This is a genomic window from Microbacterium sp. CH1, from assembly GCF_001595495.1.
GTDB lineage: Bacteria > Actinomycetota > Actinomycetes > Actinomycetales > Microbacteriaceae > Microbacterium.
The window spans coordinates 191,404-208,598 of the sequence record NZ_LOSO01000015.1 but is presented as its reverse complement, the minus strand read 5'-3'; the positions used below and the strand labels follow the sequence as shown (position 1 = coordinate 208,598).

Sequence of the window (17,195 nt, the reverse complement as noted above, 5' to 3'; positions counted from 1 at the left end):
GGCTTCTCCCACCCGAAGGAGACACTCCGGCGCATCACTCGGCACCCGGCGTCGCTGACCACTCACGCTTAGCCACTTCCACCTCAAACTCAAGGGGGTCGTAAGCTCGCGCTATGACGATCTCGGAGCCTTCGTCGGACACGTCAAGGCGGCTGCACGTCCAAACCCCCGAGCACTTACGGGGAGATGCCTGATCATGGATAGACGCTCGCATCAGCGCTCCGCACTGCTTGTGCTCGACGTCGATGGCACGATCTCCAGGATCCACCGCGAGGAAGAGCGCACGCTGCACCAGAACGCACAAGGCTGGCGCTCCTGGATGACGGTCGACGATGACCTCGTGGACGCGCTTGACGATCTCGCACTGCGAGCCGACGTGCAGTTCGCGTGGTTGACGACTTGGCCGCGCGATCAGGTCGGCTGGTTGATCCGCGAGCCGTTACGCGGCAAGCTCAATGGCCCTTACGTGCCCTGGCAAAACTGGCCAAAGAGTGGATGGCGGACGATGAGCCTCATCTCGCACATCCGGCAGACGGGCCCAGATGCGGTCGTGTGGGCAGACGATCGAGCTCCCGAGGACGCTGAGCAACGGCTAACCGCGATGACGGAGGTCCCATCGCTGGTCGTCCGCCCCGACAAGTTCGTGGGCCTCACCCTTGCCGATGTTGGGCAAATTGATCAGTTCCTAGACGAGCAGCTCGTAGTCTGAACGTCCGCCAGGCAGGGCGGCCCTCATTCGGATGCTTCCCCGGCCTTGGCACGAGCGTGAGACGCGCAGAGTGCCCACACCCACATTCGGATCGTGTAGGTCCTCGCCGGTGCCCCGCATTCTTCGCAGGTCCTCGTGCTCTCCCACTCAGCAGCAAGGATGGCGTCGCTGAACACTTCGTTGTAGTCGTAGACGTCGTCGGATGCACGAGCGTAAAAGCTGAGAGAGCCAAACTTTGATTTGATCTGCTGAACGACGTAGCCCGGAGCGATCGCCGCGAGCTTTCTGTCAAGCCGGTCGAGAAGCGGGTACCAGCCGGAGCTCACATCGATGAGCTCAGGCCAGCCAGGTTCGATGCGAGCAATGATCCGCCGAAGCCCCGGCGGAGCGTTCTCAGTCATATCGTCCCCTCCTGATCGACGTTCTCCGCTCTAGACGACTCGAACGGGCTAGTGGTGGCTCACGGGTACATCGGCTCGATGGGAGCCTACGTACCTTCGTTCGTTTCGTCAGCCACCTCCAGCGGTTCCGCAAGCAGGACCAGTGTGGAATGCTTCGAACCGTTACGGGCAACTAGGGACGCTCGGGACTGTTGCCGCCGTCGAGAATGCTCACGGAACGCGCGCCCTACGCGCAGACTGCGCATCACGGCCCTGTCGAAGCTAATCATTCCTCGACGACGCCACTCGATAGCGGCGTGACCTCGAAATCCCGTGACCGCCCGTCGGCGCTCCATGAACTCGAGTTCTGGGAAAGGACCCGGCAATCCACCGGTGTCGGGCAGCAGGTGGGTGAAGAGTTCGGCGAACGTCGGACCGAGGCCCGTGCGGCGTCGAGTCTGCGCGATGAAGATGGCGGCAGCCAGCGCCCATTCCTCCGCGGTGTCATCGCCGGTGAACTCTTCGAACATGTACACCCATTCTGTAGGCGGCGGACTCGTGATGTCCTGCCACCAGATCGGGAACGCCTCACACATGACGCACACCATCACATTTCGCGGTCGCATGCACGGGCCGATCCCGCGGCGCGACCGCCAGTCACCGGGATGGGCAGCACACGTGCAGGGAGTAGCGGAGCAATCCGACGAAGATGATGATTGTTTCGTATGGCCTCCCAAATTATGCCATACCGATTAGGCCAAGCATGAGAGCCCGGATCTAGACGCTTGGAAGGTGCGCCAGCGGAACGACGACTTGGAAGCAGATTGGGATGCGTTCGCGCAGCGCTTCGCCACTTCCCTTCGCACTGCTCGCCACAAAGCCAATCTGAGCCAGGAAGACGTGGCCTACCGCGCCGGGCTGACCCGGTACACGTATCAGAAGTACGAGAAGGGCGAATCACGCCCCGGCCACCCGGCTAACCCGACGTTGCGAACTCTCCTGGCTCTCACCCAGGTGCTCGGCATCACCTTGACCGATCTGGTCCCGGGGAACGCTCCCGATCTTCGAAGTCGCTGAGCGCTGTTCAGGCCCCTGCGTGACCCACGGTGCATCGTCGGCCCAGCCGGGAACGATGCGCCGGGATACGACCCGAGATGCAGGTGCCGCACGCACAGAACGCTCCAGGATGTCCGCTCTTCTGCCGGAGCGCGTGATGTGGCGCAGGAGAACCGCTTTCTCACGGTAGGACGCTTCCGCGACCCCCTTCTCAAATGGCGTTTTCGATACCGTCGCCCCGCTCGACTTCGGCATTCGGATCGCGGTGTACATCGCGGCGCGGTGAACCGCTACGACCGTGGCTGCGGTCGATTCCAGTTCCGCCGTCCGGCTTCCACCTCCAATGCCTACGACGAGCCCGATAAGCCCTTCGACCTGCTGGGAGTCGCTCTCGGCGAGTGCAAACAAGCTGAGCGTGACGTCAGGGTGCGTTAGCGTCACGAGCAGGTCAACTGCCGGCGCATACGAGCACGAGGCTCGGAGCCAGCGCGCGTCAGGTCGCTCTTGCCAGCTGTCGATGATCAAGCGCAGGGCAAGGTCGTATTCGCCCGTGTGCATCGTCACTCCACGTCTCCAAAGAACTCCTGAAATCGACTGTTCGGCGCGATGGCACGCCGACGGGGTGGACAGGAGTTCATCTTCACCGAGGAAGTGCCATCGACGGTGGCGAATGCAAAACCCACCTCCCCTACTGAACACCTCAGTCGGGTTTCCGTCGCTGCATACCAAGCACGCGGAGCGAGCGCGATCAACAACTTCGCACGTGGCGCAGCGTCGAAGCATCCACCGAACGTGGTGGCAGCGCCGATACAGACGGAAGCGTGCGCGCTCCTTGGCGAAGTACCCGGGAGGCAGCGCACCGATTGCCTCAGTCGCAGATGTGAATCGAGCGTTGGTCGAGCTCGACCTGTTGGCACCAACCGTCCGCTCCAAATAGTGGGTGAGCGCGCTGAGATCGAGCGAGTTGGCGACGGCCAACCTAGCCAGGAAACCGGCAGGCGTCTCCCCGGGCAGCGGAATCACACGACAGGGAAGAGTTCGCATGCCTACCTCGACCTCAGTTCCACACGATGGTTCAGCACATGCGCCCTGATCGCCTTGACCCTCGGAAGCATGCGCCTGGCAGCGGGCGTAAGCACGCAGCCGCCTTGCGTCGCGACCGCGGACCTGCCGATCCAGAGTTCCCGTCCCTGAATTCTCAGGCTGTCGAAGATGCCGTCCACGGCGCGATGCCCTAGAGAGTGCGCGGCGACTACGCGATCGAACAGCATTGCCAGTGCGTACCCACCGAGACCCTGCGACATCAGAACGTTCGCGAGACGAGCGTCAGTGAGCCGCGCAGTGAGCGCGATTCGCCGCGGAAATTGAAGAATCTCGTCATCCAGAAGTTCAGCTGCGCACCCACCTTCGAGATTTCGCAGTCGCAGCAACTCCGCGGCCGCATCAACTTCGGGTGACCGATACGGCACACCTCGAAGAGTGAGAGTTCCATTCAGCAGGCGTTGCGCGAGCAGGTGCTTGTGCCTCCCCGGCAGGGGAATATCTCGGCCGCTTCCGTGCCACCTCCGGTGTCGCACGCAGACCGGACCGTGCATACGCGCGACTGTGACCTGATCGCCTCGGGCGCACCGTCTGCAGAGAGCCACAGCTGCCGGAATCATGCGACAACTCGGGCATTCGACTTGACGCGTGGCGCCACCATGTCCACAGGCGCGACCGCCGGCTTCGCGGAGCAATGCACCATCCGGAAGCCCACCCAACGCCTCGATCTTCCGGAGGGCGCTTCTCGGTGTCACCCGAATTGGGAGGGTTCGATCCTCGCGTCGCAACGCCAACCAGAGGTCCTTTTCGCCGATTGCATTTGCGGCGCAAAGCCGCGCCCAGTAGCTCGCCGCCGTTTCTCCCGGATACAGGCGAACGGAAGTCGGAAGCCCGGGACGCGAGGTCATGCCGCACTTACAGGCGTTCGCGATCGTCGCGGCTTGCTTGTGTGGAGCGTTGCGGCCGTCTGACGGCGGGCAAGATCGCGTTCAAATGCGGCCGAATCGAGCTTCTCGGTTCCGTCGTCCATCGCGCTCAGGGCAGCGAACTGCAAGAGGTCCTTGAGCAGTCCGATCTCCCCGCCCGTCAGCGCGTGCAGTGTCGGCGCCGCGGACAGAATCGATCCTGGCCGTTGCTCTGCTAGACACAGTGAGCTCTCCATGGCGAGAAGCAGATCACCCCAGCGAGCCTTCTCCGCGGTCGAGATCAAAGGAAATGGTAAGGCCACGTGCACTTCGAATCGCTTCCCGATCTGCCCACCACGTGAGCCGTCGAGAAGTCCGGTCCCCTCAACTGCGATTCCGGCGTAGACGAACGTGCCTCCACATCGCTCGGAAAGCTGCTTGAGCATGTCTGATGCCTCGACGTTCTGCCGGTACTTCAGATCGAGGTGATGCACGTCATCGACCAAGACAAGTTCGGTGGAGCATCTGCGCAGGGCGTTCGAGACCGCTTCCAGCAGGTCCCCGTAGGTCATCCTGCTGAGAACCGGGAGACCAAGGAATCGGGCGAACTCATGCATCAGAGCTTTGGCTGAGCACTGGGCGGGTACCGCGACATACACGACTGGGAGCATGCCCGGCCCCGCAGCCGGGTGGCCGGTGTCTCGCCGCCTGCGTTCGTGTGCTCTACCGATCTCGACTAGCGAAGTAGTCTTGCCCTGGCCTGGCTCCCCCGAGAGGATCAGGCCTAGCTTCCCGACTCGTCGGTAGGCGTTGAGCATGACGCGATCCCGCACGGCTCGCTGGAAGGCTTCGAACTGCGGTGTCCGCACGAAGGCGCCTGCCTGCGAGTATTGAGCTCGTCCCTGGTTGTATAACGCGCGGTCCCCGAAGCTCATGGCCCGAAGCTCCTCGGATGTGACCGGCGCCGGGCGCTCATACGCGGTGTCGACGTGCTCGCGCCAGCCTTCCTTGGTCGCGATCTCGATCATTCGTCGATCCTCCGCCGCACCTCGTCGAGCCTGTCTCCGATGAGAGGGAAGCCACCGGTGTTAGGCCATTCCTCAGTAGAGGTGGTCTCGATGGACGAATTGTCATCGTCAGCAGGTCGTTTCTCGTCCTCGATGCCCTTCACACTGGTGAAGTTCATCGGATCTTCAGCGATCGCTGCCAATCGAGCGCGCTCTCGCCCGCTTCGCTTCTGACCGTTGCTTCGAGGGGCCGGATTCCCTTGACCGGCGAACGCCTTGATCGCCATCGCAAGCTCGCGACGTTCAGCATCGAGATCCGCGACACCACCGGAGCGCGACGTGCGAGCGTACCGCCAGACATCACCCAGCATCGGGAGTTCATGGACCTGATTGGACCATCTCAGAGGGATGAACTCGCCGTCCCGCTCGAGCCAGACGACGTGCAGATTGTAGGGGTCTACGCGGATCGGCCATCGGCCGTTCCGCGCTTTGTCAGGAGACTTGCGCCTCCACAGGCCTTTGAGCCGCTCGGAGTTGTAGACGCGGTTATCGATGCGCACGCCGTAGCGGTTCAGAACTCGGTAGTCCACAGGTAGCAGCGCGATGTAGTCGTCTCGCGTCAGCGGTACGTGGAGTTCGGGCACGTAAGCGCGGAACGCGCGACACATCTCGTTCGGCGACAACTTGATGCGCGGATGCAACGGGTCCCGCAGTCCGTCATGCGGACGATTCTGCCACTCGACCGCGATCCAGTCCTCTAGGAGCTCCTGGGCCTGTGCGATCGTCAGTAGTTCGTCGGATTCCGTGTCTGTGTCGCGCCCGCGATGTTCGACGCTGCGGCCGACATATCCCTTCACATGCTGCAGCAGCATTGAGTTGATTGCCCCGAACGCTCGCTCTACGTGCGGTTTGTCCGTTGGTGTGTGCGGCGCCGAGGTGATCAGCGAGATATTCAAGGTTTCACACGCAGCGCGGAAATGCCGCGACAAATAGTTTCGTCCGCGGTCGGTGGTGATCGTGTCCGGAAACACATACGGCTGCGCGATACGCAATCGCTCAAATCGCTCCTGATCGATCAGTTGATCGTCAGCCCATGCCGTCGAAATCAGCTGTCGGGTCTCGCGAACCCCTTCCATACGCCGGCCATAGGGCACCAGGGCCCGTGCAAGGACAGCCACCAGGTCGACGCTCTTCGTCCCTTCGGGGCGGAGCATCGCGGCAAGAATCGAGCGCGTTGCGACGTCAAGGAGAATCGTCAGTTCGGGCCGGCCGACGGTTTCGTCATCGATCCGCAACATGACATCAATCCGCGTGGAGTCCATCTCGACCAGTTCGCCGGGACGCAGTGCGGTGCGAGTGCCGAATGTGCCGTCGGGTTGAAGCGCAAGCGACTCGCGAGTCTTGGCCGAACCGAAGGTGAATTGCCCGTGCTCGTCTGCTTCGAGAAGTCGGAAGAACGTCGCTCGGCTCGGCAGCTTCACCGCATCGCCGTGGAGACGTTCGACGCGCCTCATGATTTGTTCGATCGCTGTAGTTCGACTCACAGTCGAGGCGCGGCTCTTTCCTCCGAGTACGTGGTTGATGGCCTCGACGAGGCGTGGATCCCATGTGCTCTTGCGTGGGGAGCCTTTGCCTGCAGTGGTCGTCCCCTGCTCTCGGAACGCTTTAAGCCGACGCTCCACGGCGCGCGTGGAGACAGTTCTACTTAGGCGCACCTCCAGCCACTCGCGCTCTGCTTCAACAGCCTTCCCGACCCCGATCTCTTCTCGGGTCGCCTCGATACGTATGCAGGATTGCAGCCACGCATCCATGTCCGGCGTGATGTCCTGCACCTGCAGAGGAAGGTTCAGCAGACCTGAAGTGTCGCTAGGCACCGGTGTTGCATCATGTCGAAGCTCGTCGAGAGCGACTTCGACCTCACTTCCGTCCTCATCTCGGAGCATCGCCAAATCCTTCTCGATGAACAAGACCGAGAACTTGCGTTGACGCCACGTGAGCGACCCGCCAACTACAACCCGCACTACACGCTCCTTTGCCACACGATCGTTCTGATGTTGAGGGCTTGATCGAGATCTGCCTCGAGCGCCCCTGACCAGAGGTGCGCGTAGCAGTGTGCGAAGCCCTCGGATCCGACGCCGAGCAGCGCAGCTACCTCAGCCAGGGGCAGCCCATCTTCTGGGAGCATTGGCAGTTCTTCGCTGCTCGCCCAGTCTCGAAACGGGCCCAGGAATCGGAGGTTGGCCTCGCGGACTACCGATTCCGCGTCATAGACGACATACCGCCAGCCGCGCTCAGCGGCGAACACCGCTGTCATGTCGAACTGTCTTCTGACGTCGTCCTTGATCTGAGTCGCCGGCTTGACGTCCATCAGCACGGCGTGCCCGTCGTCCAGACGCACGAAGTAGTCCGGGCAGTGCTCGCGCGGGCCGTCGGGTGTGGTCCATCGGATCCACATGGGCTGGCTGGCGATCGCAACCACGCCCGGGGTGCGGTCCAATTCGATGAGGCAGCCCCGCTCCGTCAGCGACTCGAATCCGACAGACGCGCCAAGCGCACCCATCCAGTGGTAGCCGTCGTAATGACGCTTGAGCCGCCAACTGGGAAAGTTCCGAACGGGATCGCCTCGTTCGAAGGGCACGCTGTCGCAGTCGACGGCGTCGAGCTCTAGTTGCACGCCATCGAGACGGTACTCAACGCGAGCTCGCGTCCGGTTGGCTTTAGTGGTGGGAGGAACAGGCCACTGCTGAGTCAGGTCCATAGGGATCCAATCGACATCGACGGATACTTCCTATTCGGCAGTCAGCCTCTCTCCTGGGGAGCGGTACTGGCCTATGTCCTGAGCCCTGACAAAGATGCCCCGACTGGGGATCTGCTCACGGGCAGACTATGTCCGGCACCCAACGAGGCTGGTCGACACGCCGCTCTTCCGACACGTCTAGTGAGACTCCGACACTTTCGTGAGACTCTCCGACAGCCTTCGTGAGACTCCGACACTTTTCGTGAGATCGGACAGCGGCGGGGGCCAGCGGGAACATCCGTGACCAAACCGTTGCATTCGTTACCTTGCCGTTATACAGTGATCGCACGGTGAATGTTTGCTGTGGCATCCACCGCATGTGATTGCAGGACACTCTTGGTGCAAGGGACAAGGGCCGGTCGGGAGCCTCTCCGACCGGCCCTTTACTGCGCCCGGTACTCTGTGAGGATGACCGATCGGAAGCTCGCGCTGGAGGCCTGGGAAAGCCTCTTCCGCGCGCAGCACGAACTGTTCACCGAGATGGCGGCCGACTTCGACACCGGCGACATCACGCAGGCCGAGTACGACGTGCTGCTCACCGTCACGCGCTCGCCGGAGATGACCGCCCGCCTGCGCGACATCACCGCCAACATGCTCATCAGCCAGCCGAGCGTCTCCCGCCTCGTCGACCGGATGGTGACGCGGCGACTGGTCGCGAAATGCGCCGACCCGGACGACGGCCGCGGCGCCCTGATCCGCGCGACGGACGAAGGCGCCCGGGCGTTCCGTGCGCTCGCGACCGTGCACGGCCGGTCCATCGCCGACCGGATGTCGCGGCTCGATGACGAGGAGCTGCGCCTGCTCCGCGACCTCGCGGAGAAGCTCCGCACCCGCTGACCCGCGCGCTCCTCCACACTCGTCGTGGTCGGTTACCTCTCCACCGACGACGGGATCATGGCGCCCGCGACGGGGGCGGGCGGCGCTTTTCTGGCAGGGTGGGTTGCGCACGCCCACATCGACCGTGGGCATATCGGACCGCCCCCTCGGGGGGAACCAGGGAGGTCATCCATGGAGATCGCCGGAATCGTCGGCATCCTCATCGTCATCGGGATCGCGGTCGTCGCCGCGATCGTCGTTCTGCTGATCCTGCTGCTGTTCGCACGCAGCTGGATCAAGGTGGCTCGCGCCGACGAAGCGCTCGTCATCTCCGGACGCAAGCAGAAGGTGCAGCGTGCCGTGATCGGCGCCGACGGCACCAGCAGTTCCGAGATGTCGGAATCGCCCGTCACGGTCATCGTGAACGGCAAGTCGCTCGTCAACCCGATCACCCAGCGCCACGAGATCATCTCCCTCCGGTCGCGGCAGGTGTCGCTCAACGCCGAGGCGCAGTCGCTCGACAACGTGACGCTCAACGTCGACGGCGTCGCGATCGTGAAGATCGGCTCCGACCCGCTGCTGGTGCGCCGGGCCGCCGAGCGCTTCGCCTCCCAGGACAAGGCCATCGAGCAGTTCACCACCGAGCAGCTCGAGGGCGCCCTGCGCGGCATCGTCGCGACGCTCTCGGTCGTGGAGCTCATGCGGGAGCGCAAGAAGTTCTCCGACCAGATCGCCGCCGACGTCTCCCAGGAGCTCGCCGAGCAGGGCCTCATCCTCGACTCCTTCCAGATCAAGGGCATCACCGACAAGGTCGGCTACATCCAGTCCCTCGGTGCCCCGGAGATCCAGGCGAAGCGCCAGGCCGCGGAGATCTCGCAGACCAACGCCGACCGCGCTATCAACCAGAAGAACATTGCGAACCAGGAGGCGAACCTCGTCGAGCAGACCGCACTCGACACGAACACCGCCAACGCCAACGCCGGCATCGGCCGCGCACGCGCCGAGGCGGAGCAGGCCGAGCAGCTCGCCCGCGCCCAGGCGGAGCAGGCCGTGCTGCAGCAGCAGGCCGAGAACAAGCAGGCGCAGCTCGACGCCGACGTCAAGCGCGTCGCGGACGCGCAGCGGTACGAGGCGGAGACCCGCGCGCAGGCCGAGCTGTACACGCGTGAGCGCGCGGCCGAGGCGGCGGCGATCGAGCAGGTCAAGCAGGCCGAGGCGCGCACCCGCATCGCCGAGCAGCAGGCGCAGGCCGACAAGGCGCGCGCCGACGGTGAGGCGGCGGCCGCGATCGCGAAGGCCACCGGTGACGCCGACGCGCTGCGCGCCCAGGCGGAGGCGGAAGCCGAAGCCCGTCGCCTGCGCGCCAACGCCGAAGCCGAGGCGATCCGCGCCGAGGGTGAGGCCCGTGCCGCCGCCGTCGAGGCTGAGGCCAAGGCCATCGCCTCCAACCAGGACGCGTTCCTCTCGCAGCGCGTGCTGGAGGTGCTGCCCTCGATCATGTCCGAGTTCGCGAAGGGCTACGCCGCGATCGGCAGCGTCTCGATCGTCGGCGGGTCCGGCGAGGACGGCGCGTCCAACGTCGTCGGTGCCGACAGCGCGAAAGCCCTGCGTTCGGTCTTCGACAGCGTGCACTCCGCGACCGGCCTCGACCTCGCCGGCATCATCCAGGGACAGGCCGTCGGCCGCGGCTTCGGGGCGGGAGTCGCCGAAGCGTCCGCGCCCGCCCCGGCGCCGCGTACGCCCGCACCGACCACTCCACCGCCGCCCGCGCCGCCCGCTCCCGCTGCGGAGTAAGCAGCGTACGACAGCGGATGCCGCGGCCGATCGGGTCGCGGCATCCGCTGTCTCATGACCGGGCAGACTGGACGGGTGACCCGCGCCGCCTTCGACCTCACCGCCATCGGCGCCGGTCTGTCTTTCGCGGGCGCCCTCGACGAACTCTCCACCGCCCTCGACACGAGCGGATCCGTGGTCGTGACCGCGCCGCCGGGCACGGGCAAGACCACGCTCGTCCCGCCGCTCCTCGCCTCACGCGGCACCGGCCGCGTGATCGTCACCCAGCCGCGCCGGATCGCCGCGCGCGCGGCCGCTCGCCGACTCGCACAGCTCGACGGCACACCCCTCGGCTCCCGGGTGGGCTTCACCGTCCGCGGCGAGCGCACTGTCGGGCCGGACACGAGGGTCGAGTTCGTCACCGCTGGCGTGCTCCTGCGACGGATGCTCGACGACCCCGGACTCGACGGCGTGAGTGCGGTCATCATCGACGAGGTGCACGAGCGTGCCCTCGAGACCGACCTCCTCGGCGGCCTGCTCTCCGAGGTGCGCGAACTGCGGGACGACCTCGTCGTCATCGCGATGTCCGCGACCCTCGACGCCGACCGGATCGCCGCGGTCATCGGCACCGAGGAGTCTCCCGCGCCGATCGTCGACCACGACGTCCCGGCTTTCCCCCTCACCGAGCGCTGGGCACCGGGTTCCGCGCCCCGCCTCGACGAACGCGGAGTCACTCGGGGCTTCCTCGATCACGTCGCGAGTGTCACCGCCACCGCCGCCGCCGAGCTCGTCCGGAATGACCCCGAAGCGGATGTGCTCGTGTTCGCCCCTGGCGCGCGCGAAGTGGCGGAGATCGCGCGACGAGTCCGCGACCGGAACAGCGCCTTCGACGTCCGGGAGCTGCACGGCCAGATCTCCCCAGCCGAGCAGGACGCCGTGATCCGCGGTCGTGCGTCGGAAGCCCGGCCCCGCATCATCGTCGCCACCTCCCTCGCCGAGTCGTCTCTCACGGTGCCGGGTGTGCGGCTGGTCGTGGACAGCTGTCTGGCCCGGCAGCCGCAGCGCGACGCCGCCCGCGGCATGACCGGTCTGGTCACCACCGCCGCCTCCCGCTCCTCGTGCGTGCAGCGAGCCGGACGCGCCACCCGACAGGGCCCCGGCACGGTGATCCGGTGTGTGGACGAGCGCGCCTATGCTGCCGCTCCTGCGCGGCCGTCGCCGGAGGTCGCCACGGCAGACCTCACCGACGCCGCCCTCCTGCTCGCCTGCTGGGGCGCCCCGGGCGGCGCCGGCCTGCGCATGATCGAACCGCTACGAGCCGACAGCCTGGCCGATGCCGTCACGGTGCTCCGCGGTCTCGGAGCGATCGACGACGACGGGCGCGCCACGGCAGAGGGCCGTGCGCTGGCACGAATCCCCACCGATCCACGGTTGGCCAGAGCGCTGCGGGACGGCAGTCCCACGGTGGGGAGCCGGCTCGCCGCCGAGGTCGTGGCGCTTCTCGGCGGGGACCAGCGCATCCCGGACGCCGATGTCGCCCACGCTCTCGTCGCGTTGCGCGGAGGGGGCACTGCCGAGGCCCGGCGCTGGCGAGAGGACACGCGTCGTCTGGAACGCCTCGTCGACACGACGTCCGACACGCGCGCGGGTCTCGACGGCGTCGGTCTCGTGATTGCGCTGGCCTTCCCCGAGCGCGTCGCCCACCGCGTCGAGCACTCGGGATCGGGAGCGACGTTCCTGCTGGCGTCCGGCACGCGGGCCGGTGTCAGCGGCGCTCTGGCCGCGTCGGAATGGCTCGCCGTGGCCGACGTCGCCCGAGCCGCGTCCCGGGCGGCAGCCGGCTCGGGTGCGGTCATCCGCTCCGCAGCGGCCCTCACTGAGGAGCAGGTGGAGCGCGCGGCAGGCCCCCTGATGAGCGACCGCGTCGAGGCCGAGTTCGTCGGAGGTCGGGTGCAGGCCCGCCGCGAACGCCGGATCGGTGCGATCGTGCGCTCATCGGTGCCGGTGCGCCCGTCGGCCTCGGAAGGCCGGGATGCCGTGGGCCGAGCACTCCGACGCGATGGCCTCGGCATGTTCACGTGGTCCGACGGGGCGGAGGCCCTGCGCCGCCGACTCGCGCTACTGCGACGTGAGCTCGGAGACCCCTGGCCCGATGTGTCGGACGCGGGTCTGCTCGCATCGCTCGACGTGTGGCTGGCACCGGAGCTCGACGCTCTCGCCTCCGGCACGCCCGCGAGTCGGCTGGATCTGTCATCCGCCCTTCGCCGTCTGCTGCCCTGGCCCGAGGCCGTGCACCTCGATGCGCTCGTCCCGGAGCGGCTCGAGGTGCCCAGCGGCTCCCGCGTACGCATCACCTACCCGGAGCCCGACGGCGACGCGACCGCACGGCCCGTCGTGGCGGTGAAGCTGCAGGAGTGCTTCGGCTGGGCGGAGACTCCCCGGCTCGTGGACGGCCGCGTCCCCGTGCTCTTCCACCTGCTGTCCCCGGCGGGGCGGCCGCTCGCGGTCACCGACGACCTCGCCTCGTTCTGGTCGGGCCCCTATGCCCAGGTGCGCGCCGAGATGCGCGGCCGCTACCCCCGGCACCCGTGGCCCGAGGACCCGTGGGCCGCCGTGCCGACGAAGCACACCAAGAACCGCGCCCCGCGCTGATCCAGGCCAGGACTTCGGCTCAGCGCGTGCGCCGCCGCAGTGTGAGCGCTGCGAGCACCAGAGCGCCGACGGCGAAGGCCACGACGATGAGCAGCGGACCGAACACGTCCCCACCCTCGTCCCCCGCCGCGACCGCGTTGATGGTGTCGATCGCGTAGCTCAGCGGCAGCCAGTCGGAGATGGCGTACAGCACGTCGGGCATCTGGTCCCGCGGCATGAACAGACCGCCGAGGATGATCTGCGGGAACACCAGCAACGGCATGAACTGCACCGCCTGGAACTCGGTCTGGGCGAACGCACTCGCCAGGAGCCCCAGCGCCGTGCCGAGCAGGGCATCGACCACCGCGACGAGACCCAGCTGCCACAGCGGCCCGTCCACGTCGAGCCCGCACACCCCGACTGCGAACGAGACCGTGATCACCGCCTGCAGCAGAGCCAACACCCCGAACGCGAGCGCGTACCCGAGGATGAAGTCGGCCTTCTCGAGCGGCGTGGTCATCAGACGTTCGAGCGTGCCGGAACGGCGCTCCCGCAGGGTGGTGATCGACGTGATGAGGAACATCACGATGAACGGGAACAACGCCAGGATGGCACCGCCGAACTGATCGAACACACCGTCCTGCTCGCTGAACAGCCAGGCGAAGAGACCGACGAGCAGGCTCGGGGCGATGAGCATCAGGGCGATGGACCGCGGGTCGTGTCGGAGCTGCGTGAGCACTCGGCCGGCGGTCGCGAACAGCCGGCGGCTGTTCATGTCCCGTCCTCCTCCTGGCGTTCCTGCGCTTCTCGGCGTGCGCGCCTGGTGGTCACGGTGGCGGCCCTGTCGCGTTCGATCAGCGCCAGGAACGCGGCCTCGGCGTCGGTCGTGCCGGTGTCGGCGAGCAGTGCGGACGGCGTCGTGTCGGCGATGATCCTCCCCTCCCGCATCAGCAGCAGCCGGTCGCAGCGCACCGCCTCGTCCATCACGTGACTCGACACGATGAGCGTGACGCCCCGGTCGGCCAGCCGGCGGAACAGGGTCCAGAGCTCCGCGCGCAGCACGGGGTCGAGTCCGACGGTCGGCTCGTCCAGCACGATGAGCTCCGGGGAGCCGATCAGGGCAACGGCGAGCGACACCCGCGTCGCCTGGCCGCCGCTCAGCGCATCGACGAGCTGCGTCGCCTGCGCGTCGAGACCGACCTCCTGGATGACCCGGTCGACGTCCCCCTTCGGCGCCTTCAGGAGTGACGCGAAGTAGGCGAGATTCTGCCGCACGCTGAGATCGCCGTAGACCGAGGCACCCTGCGTGCCGTACGCGACACGGAGTCGGAGCCGGCGGGACCCGCCCGGCTCGCCGAGAACGGTGACGTCGCCGGAGGCGATCCGCTGCACACCGACGATCGACCGCATGAGCGTGGTCTTGCCGCACCCCGAGGGGCCCAGCAAACCCGTGATCTGGCCACGCGGCACGGCGAGATCGATGCCGTCGAACACGGACACGGCCCCACGCCGCACGCGAAGCTGCGTGATCTCGACGGCCGCATTATTCATCATGCGATGAATTATGCGCCTCGCCTCGTCGGGCGTCAACGCTTCGGTGGGCACAGCTTCGGAGCGCCGGATCGACACGCCGCCGCCGGCCCGTGCGGTCCGGCGCGGCGGGCGAGATCTCCGAAGCTGTGTCCGCCGCGGCGCGGGTCAGTCGAAGAGGTAGCGCTGGACGGTGGGGCCGACGCGGCCCACGAGCTCGTCGACGGAGGCGCCGGCGAGCGCGGGAAGCTGCAGGACGTAGCGGCCGATGAGCATGCCGGCGATCTGCGACGCGACGAGGGCGGCACGGAGGTCGGCGTCCTCCACGTCGAGGCGGCGCGCCACACGGGAGAGCAGTTCGCGGGAGAGGAAGCCGGCGAGCAGGGGCGTCGTCAGCCTGCTCCCGATCGCCGTGCGCAGGAGGAGCACGCCGCCGCGGCGCACGTCGGGCTTCTCGAACGCGTCGAGCACATAGCGGACGAGCCGGGGCCCCGCTTCGTCCTTCGGCCCCGCGAGGATCTCGGGGACGTCGAGGTCGGGGCGCAGCGGTATTCCGGCGGCCTCGGCGAACAGGTCGGCCTTGGTGCCGAAGTAGTGGTGGACGAGCGCGGAGTCGACCCCGGCGCGGGCGGCGATCGATCGCACCGTGGCGCCGTCGTACCCCTGCGCACCGAACTCGTCGACGGCGGCGGACACGATGCGCTCGCGGGAGTCGGTGCCGCCGCGCGGGCGCCCGCGTCGTCTCGGCGTCTTCTGCTCGGTCATGCCCGTCAGCCTACGGCTCCGCGGATCCTCACTCACCGAGCAGATGCCGGAGATACCGCTGCGGCTGCCCGAGGAACGAGCGCCAGTGGTTCACGATCTCGAGGTCCTCCCAGGCGGCCGGGCGGAGTCCCCACTCCCCGACCTCCAGGATGGCCGCACCCGGAAGCGCCGCGAGGACCGGCGAGTGCGTGGCGCACAGCACCTGGCCGCCCTCGTCGGCGATGCGCTGCAGCACGGCGATCAGCGTGAGAGTCGAGTGGAACGACAGCGCGGCCTCCGGCTCGTCCAGGCAGTAGAACCCCGGATCATCGAAGCGGCTGTCGAGCAGGGCGAGGAACGACTCCCCGTGGCTCATCTCATGGAAGGGCACATCGCCGCGCAGGGAGGGGTTCTCCTCGAGATACGTGTAGAACGAGTGCATCGTCTCCGCCCGGAGGAAGAACCCCCAGTGGTGCGCACCGACGCCGCGCTGGAGGCGCAGCCAGTCCGACAGCGGCGACTCGCTCGGCCGCGTCCGGTGCTGCGCCTGGCGGGACCCGCCTTCCGGGGAGAGACCGTACGCGATCGCGATGCCCTCGACGAGGGTGGACTTCCCGCTGCCGTTCTCACCGACGAGGAAGGTCACTCCCGGCCCGAGATCCAGTCCCTCGCGCAGCACCTGGGCCACCGCGGGGATGTTCGTCGGCCACGTCCCGTCCGGGATCGGCGCGTCCTCGTTCGGCCGCACCGCGACGACCGGCTGCTGCCGCATGTGCCTCTCCCTCCTCCGTCGACCCGCCCCCCTGTGTGCCTGCCACCCCTCTCCGTGCGCACGCAGCGGGCCGGGGCGCGCGAAAGGGGGTGGCTCGGCGAGGTCAGCACTCGATGACGTTCACCGCCAGACCACCCTCGCTGGTCTCCTTGTACTTCGTCGACATGTCGAGACCCGTCTGGCGCATCGTCTCGACGACCGCATCCAGCGAGACGTAGTGGCTCCCGTCGCCGCGGAGCGCGAGGCGGGCGGCGGTGACGGCGGTCGAGGCGGCGATGGCGTTGCGCTCGATGCACGGGATCTGCACGAGTCCGCCGATCGGGTCGCACGTGAGGCCGAGGTGGTGCTCCATCGCGATCTCCGCGGCGTTCTCGATCTGCCGGTTCGTGCCGCCCATCACGGCGGTGAGCCCGCCGGCGGCCATCGCGCACGCGGAGCCGACCTCGGCCTGACACCCGCCTTCGGCGCCGGAGATCGAGGCGTTGGCCTTGAACAACGACCCGAGGGCGGTGGCCGTCAGCAGGAACCTGCGGATGCCCCGGCGGCGGTTGGCCTCCGCGATCTCCGCGTCCTCGCCGTCGAGCGCGGGAGGCGACGGCGGAGCTCCGTCGAACCCGAGCAGCGCGCTGCCGACGAGCTCCCCGTACGGCGTCACCGCGTTCCCGGCTCCGAGACCCGAGTCGGCGAGGAAGCGCCACCAGTACATCGCCACCGCCGGGAGGATGCCCGCCGCGCCGTTGGTGGGTGCCGTCACGACGCGGCCACCCGCCGCGTTCTCCTCGTTCACCGCGAGCGCGAAAGCCCCGAGCCACTCGCCGGGGAGCTCCCGGTGCCCGTCGGCTTCGACCGCCTCAAGCTGCGCGCGGATCGTGCCGGCGCGGCGCTTCACCTGCAGCATGCCCGGAAGGACGCCCTCGGCGTGGAGGCCGGCGTCCACGCAGCCCGCCATCGCGTCCCAGATCGCATCGAGGCCGGCGGCGACCTCCTCCTCGCTGCGCAGTGCCGTCTCATTGCGGCGGGCGACCTCCGCGATG

General features: G+C 67.3%; 17 protein-coding genes. 5 read left to right on the top strand and 12 right to left on the bottom strand.

The window, feature by feature from the left end:
• Window positions 1-196 precede the first annotated feature (196 nt).
• Window positions 197-709: an HAD domain-containing protein gene (locus AUV07_RS09305; RefSeq protein ID WP_156149169.1), complete on the top strand. Its 513-nt coding sequence runs from the start codon at window positions 197-199 to the stop codon at window positions 707-709.
• Between the two features lie 23 nt (window positions 710-732).
• Here AUV07_RS09305 and AUV07_RS09300 read toward each other — a convergent pair whose 3' ends face one another.
• Together AUV07_RS09300 and AUV07_RS09295 are read right to left on the bottom strand one after the other, a co-directional pair.
• Window positions 733-1,110, bottom strand: coding sequence for a hypothetical protein (locus AUV07_RS09300; protein WP_045264199.1), 378 nt, complete (start codon window positions 1,108-1,110; stop codon window positions 733-735).
• Between the two features lie 86 nt (window positions 1,111-1,196).
• Window positions 1,197-1,619: a hypothetical protein gene (locus AUV07_RS09295; protein ID WP_156149170.1), complete on the bottom strand. Its 423-nt coding sequence runs from the start codon at window positions 1,617-1,619 to the stop codon at window positions 1,197-1,199.
• A gap of 262 nt (window positions 1,620-1,881) precedes the next feature.
• Here AUV07_RS09295 and AUV07_RS18175 point away from each other — a divergent pair, with 262 nt between their 5' ends.
• Window positions 1,882-2,166: a helix-turn-helix domain-containing protein gene (locus AUV07_RS18175; RefSeq protein ID WP_197073245.1), complete on the top strand. Its 285-nt coding sequence runs from the start codon at window positions 1,882-1,884 to the stop codon at window positions 2,164-2,166.
• Here AUV07_RS18175 and AUV07_RS18170 read toward each other — a convergent pair.
• From AUV07_RS18170 to AUV07_RS09270, 5 genes are all read right to left on the bottom strand, one after another.
• The gene (locus tag AUV07_RS18170; RefSeq protein WP_045264201.1) at window positions 2,047-2,709 is read right to left on the bottom strand and encodes a hypothetical protein; all 663 of its coding nucleotides are present in this window, start codon (window positions 2,707-2,709) and stop codon (window positions 2,047-2,049) included. The two genes, AUV07_RS18175 and AUV07_RS18170, sit on opposite strands and share 120 nt — an antisense overlap.
• A 482-nt stretch (window positions 2,710-3,191) precedes the next feature.
• On the bottom strand, window positions 3,192-4,094 hold the full coding sequence (locus AUV07_RS18220; RefSeq protein ID WP_153243565.1) for a TniQ family protein: 903 nt from the start codon (window positions 4,092-4,094) through the stop codon (window positions 3,192-3,194).
• Entirely contained in the window at window positions 4,091-5,119 is a 1,029-nt protein-coding gene (locus tag AUV07_RS09280) for an ATP-binding protein (RefSeq protein WP_045264203.1), read from the bottom strand. Before AUV07_RS09280 ends, AUV07_RS18220 begins: the two co-directional genes overlap by 4 nt.
• On the bottom strand, window positions 5,116-7,065 hold the full coding sequence (locus AUV07_RS09275; protein WP_157523994.1) for a Mu transposase C-terminal domain-containing protein: 1,950 nt from the start codon (window positions 7,063-7,065) through the stop codon (window positions 5,116-5,118). Before AUV07_RS09275 ends, AUV07_RS09280 begins: the two co-directional genes overlap by 4 nt.
• A 53-nt stretch (window positions 7,066-7,118) precedes the next feature.
• Window positions 7,119-7,856, bottom strand: a complete 738-nt coding sequence (locus AUV07_RS09270; protein WP_082066568.1) for a TnsA-like heteromeric transposase endonuclease subunit — start codon at window positions 7,854-7,856, stop codon at window positions 7,119-7,121.
• Window positions 7,857-8,303: 447 nt separating this feature from the next.
• Between AUV07_RS09270 and AUV07_RS09265 the strand changes: the two genes are divergently transcribed.
• The 3 genes from AUV07_RS09265 to hrpB all read left to right on the top strand — a co-directional run bounded on the left by AUV07_RS09265 (window position 8,304) and on the right by hrpB (window position 13,136).
• Window positions 8,304-8,732 carry a MarR family winged helix-turn-helix transcriptional regulator gene (locus AUV07_RS09265; RefSeq protein ID WP_062635591.1) on the top strand — a complete coding sequence of 143 codons (429 nt, stop codon included), beginning with the start codon at window positions 8,304-8,306 and terminating at the stop codon, window positions 8,730-8,732.
• Window positions 8,733-8,903: 171 nt separating this feature from the next.
• The gene (locus tag AUV07_RS09260; protein ID WP_062635589.1) at window positions 8,904-10,505 is read left to right on the top strand and encodes an SPFH domain-containing protein; all 1,602 of its coding nucleotides are present in this window, start codon (window positions 8,904-8,906) and stop codon (window positions 10,503-10,505) included.
• A gap of 54 nt (window positions 10,506-10,559) precedes the next feature.
• A complete protein-coding gene (gene hrpB, locus AUV07_RS09255) occupies window positions 10,560-13,136 on the top strand; it encodes an ATP-dependent helicase HrpB (protein ID WP_062635588.1) in 2,577 nt (858 codons plus the stop codon).
• A 19-nt stretch (window positions 13,137-13,155) separates the two neighbouring features.
• Here the strand turns inward: hrpB and AUV07_RS09250 are convergent, their stop codons facing one another.
• From AUV07_RS09250 to AUV07_RS17995, 5 genes are all read right to left on the bottom strand, one after another.
• Entirely contained in the window at window positions 13,156-13,890 is a 735-nt protein-coding gene (locus AUV07_RS09250) for an ABC transporter permease (RefSeq protein WP_062635586.1), read from the bottom strand.
• Window positions 13,887-14,669 carry an ABC transporter ATP-binding protein gene (locus tag AUV07_RS09245; RefSeq protein ID WP_062635584.1) on the bottom strand — a complete coding sequence of 261 codons (783 nt, stop codon included), beginning with the start codon at window positions 14,667-14,669 and terminating at the stop codon, window positions 13,887-13,889. Before AUV07_RS09245 ends, AUV07_RS09250 begins: the two co-directional genes overlap by 4 nt.
• Before the next feature lie 144 nt (window positions 14,670-14,813).
• Complete coding sequence (locus AUV07_RS09240; RefSeq protein WP_062635582.1) at window positions 14,814-15,410, bottom strand: TetR/AcrR family transcriptional regulator; 597 nt, start codon at window positions 15,408-15,410, stop codon at window positions 14,814-14,816.
• 28 nt (window positions 15,411-15,438) lie between these two features.
• Window positions 15,439-16,161: an AAA family ATPase gene (locus AUV07_RS09235; RefSeq protein WP_062635581.1), complete on the bottom strand. Its 723-nt coding sequence runs from the start codon at window positions 16,159-16,161 to the stop codon at window positions 15,439-15,441.
• Between the two features lie 103 nt (window positions 16,162-16,264).
• On the bottom strand, window positions 16,265-17,195 hold a 931-nt coding region (locus AUV07_RS17995; protein WP_231868232.1), incomplete at its 5' end, for an L-serine ammonia-lyase, iron-sulfur-dependent, subunit alpha.

What these genes read in the sequence shown, in the direction of transcription:
- AUV07_RS09260 (WP_062635589.1), top strand. Translation starts at nt 8,904, where the DNA reads ATGGAGATCGCCGGAATCGTCGGCATCCTCATCGTCATCGGGATCGCG.
- AUV07_RS09250 (WP_062635586.1), bottom strand. Translation starts at nt 13,890, where the DNA reads ATGAACAGCCGCCGGCTGTTCGCGACCGCCGGCCGAGTGCTCACGCAG.
- AUV07_RS09280 (WP_045264203.1), bottom strand. Translation starts at nt 5,119, where the DNA reads ATGATCGAGATCGCGACCAAGGAAGGCTGGCGCGAGCACGTCGACACC.
- AUV07_RS09240 (WP_062635582.1), bottom strand. Translation starts at nt 15,410, where the DNA reads ATGACCGAGCAGAAGACGCCGAGACGACGCGGGCGCCCGCGCGGCGGC.
- AUV07_RS09270 (WP_082066568.1), bottom strand. Translation starts at nt 7,856, where the DNA reads ATGGACCTGACTCAGCAGTGGCCTGTTCCTCCCACCACTAAAGCCAAC.
- AUV07_RS18220 (WP_153243565.1), bottom strand. Translation starts at nt 4,094, where the DNA reads ATGACCTCGCGTCCCGGGCTTCCGACTTCCGTTCGCCTGTATCCGGGA.
- hrpB (WP_062635588.1), top strand. Translation starts at nt 10,560, where the DNA reads ATGACCGGGCAGACTGGACGGGTGACCCGCGCCGCCTTCGACCTCACC.
- AUV07_RS09305 (WP_156149169.1), top strand. Translation starts at nt 197, where the DNA reads ATGGATAGACGCTCGCATCAGCGCTCCGCACTGCTTGTGCTCGACGTC.
- AUV07_RS09235 (WP_062635581.1), bottom strand. Translation starts at nt 16,161, where the DNA reads ATGCGGCAGCAGCCGGTCGTCGCGGTGCGGCCGAACGAGGACGCGCCG.
- AUV07_RS09265 (WP_062635591.1), top strand. Translation starts at nt 8,304, where the DNA reads ATGACCGATCGGAAGCTCGCGCTGGAGGCCTGGGAAAGCCTCTTCCGC.
- AUV07_RS09245 (WP_062635584.1), bottom strand. Translation starts at nt 14,669, where the DNA reads ATGATGAATAATGCGGCCGTCGAGATCACGCAGCTTCGCGTGCGGCGT.
- AUV07_RS09300 (WP_045264199.1), bottom strand. Translation starts at nt 1,110, where the DNA reads ATGACTGAGAACGCTCCGCCGGGGCTTCGGCGGATCATTGCTCGCATC.
- AUV07_RS09295 (WP_156149170.1), bottom strand. Translation starts at nt 1,619, where the DNA reads ATGTTCGAAGAGTTCACCGGCGATGACACCGCGGAGGAATGGGCGCTG.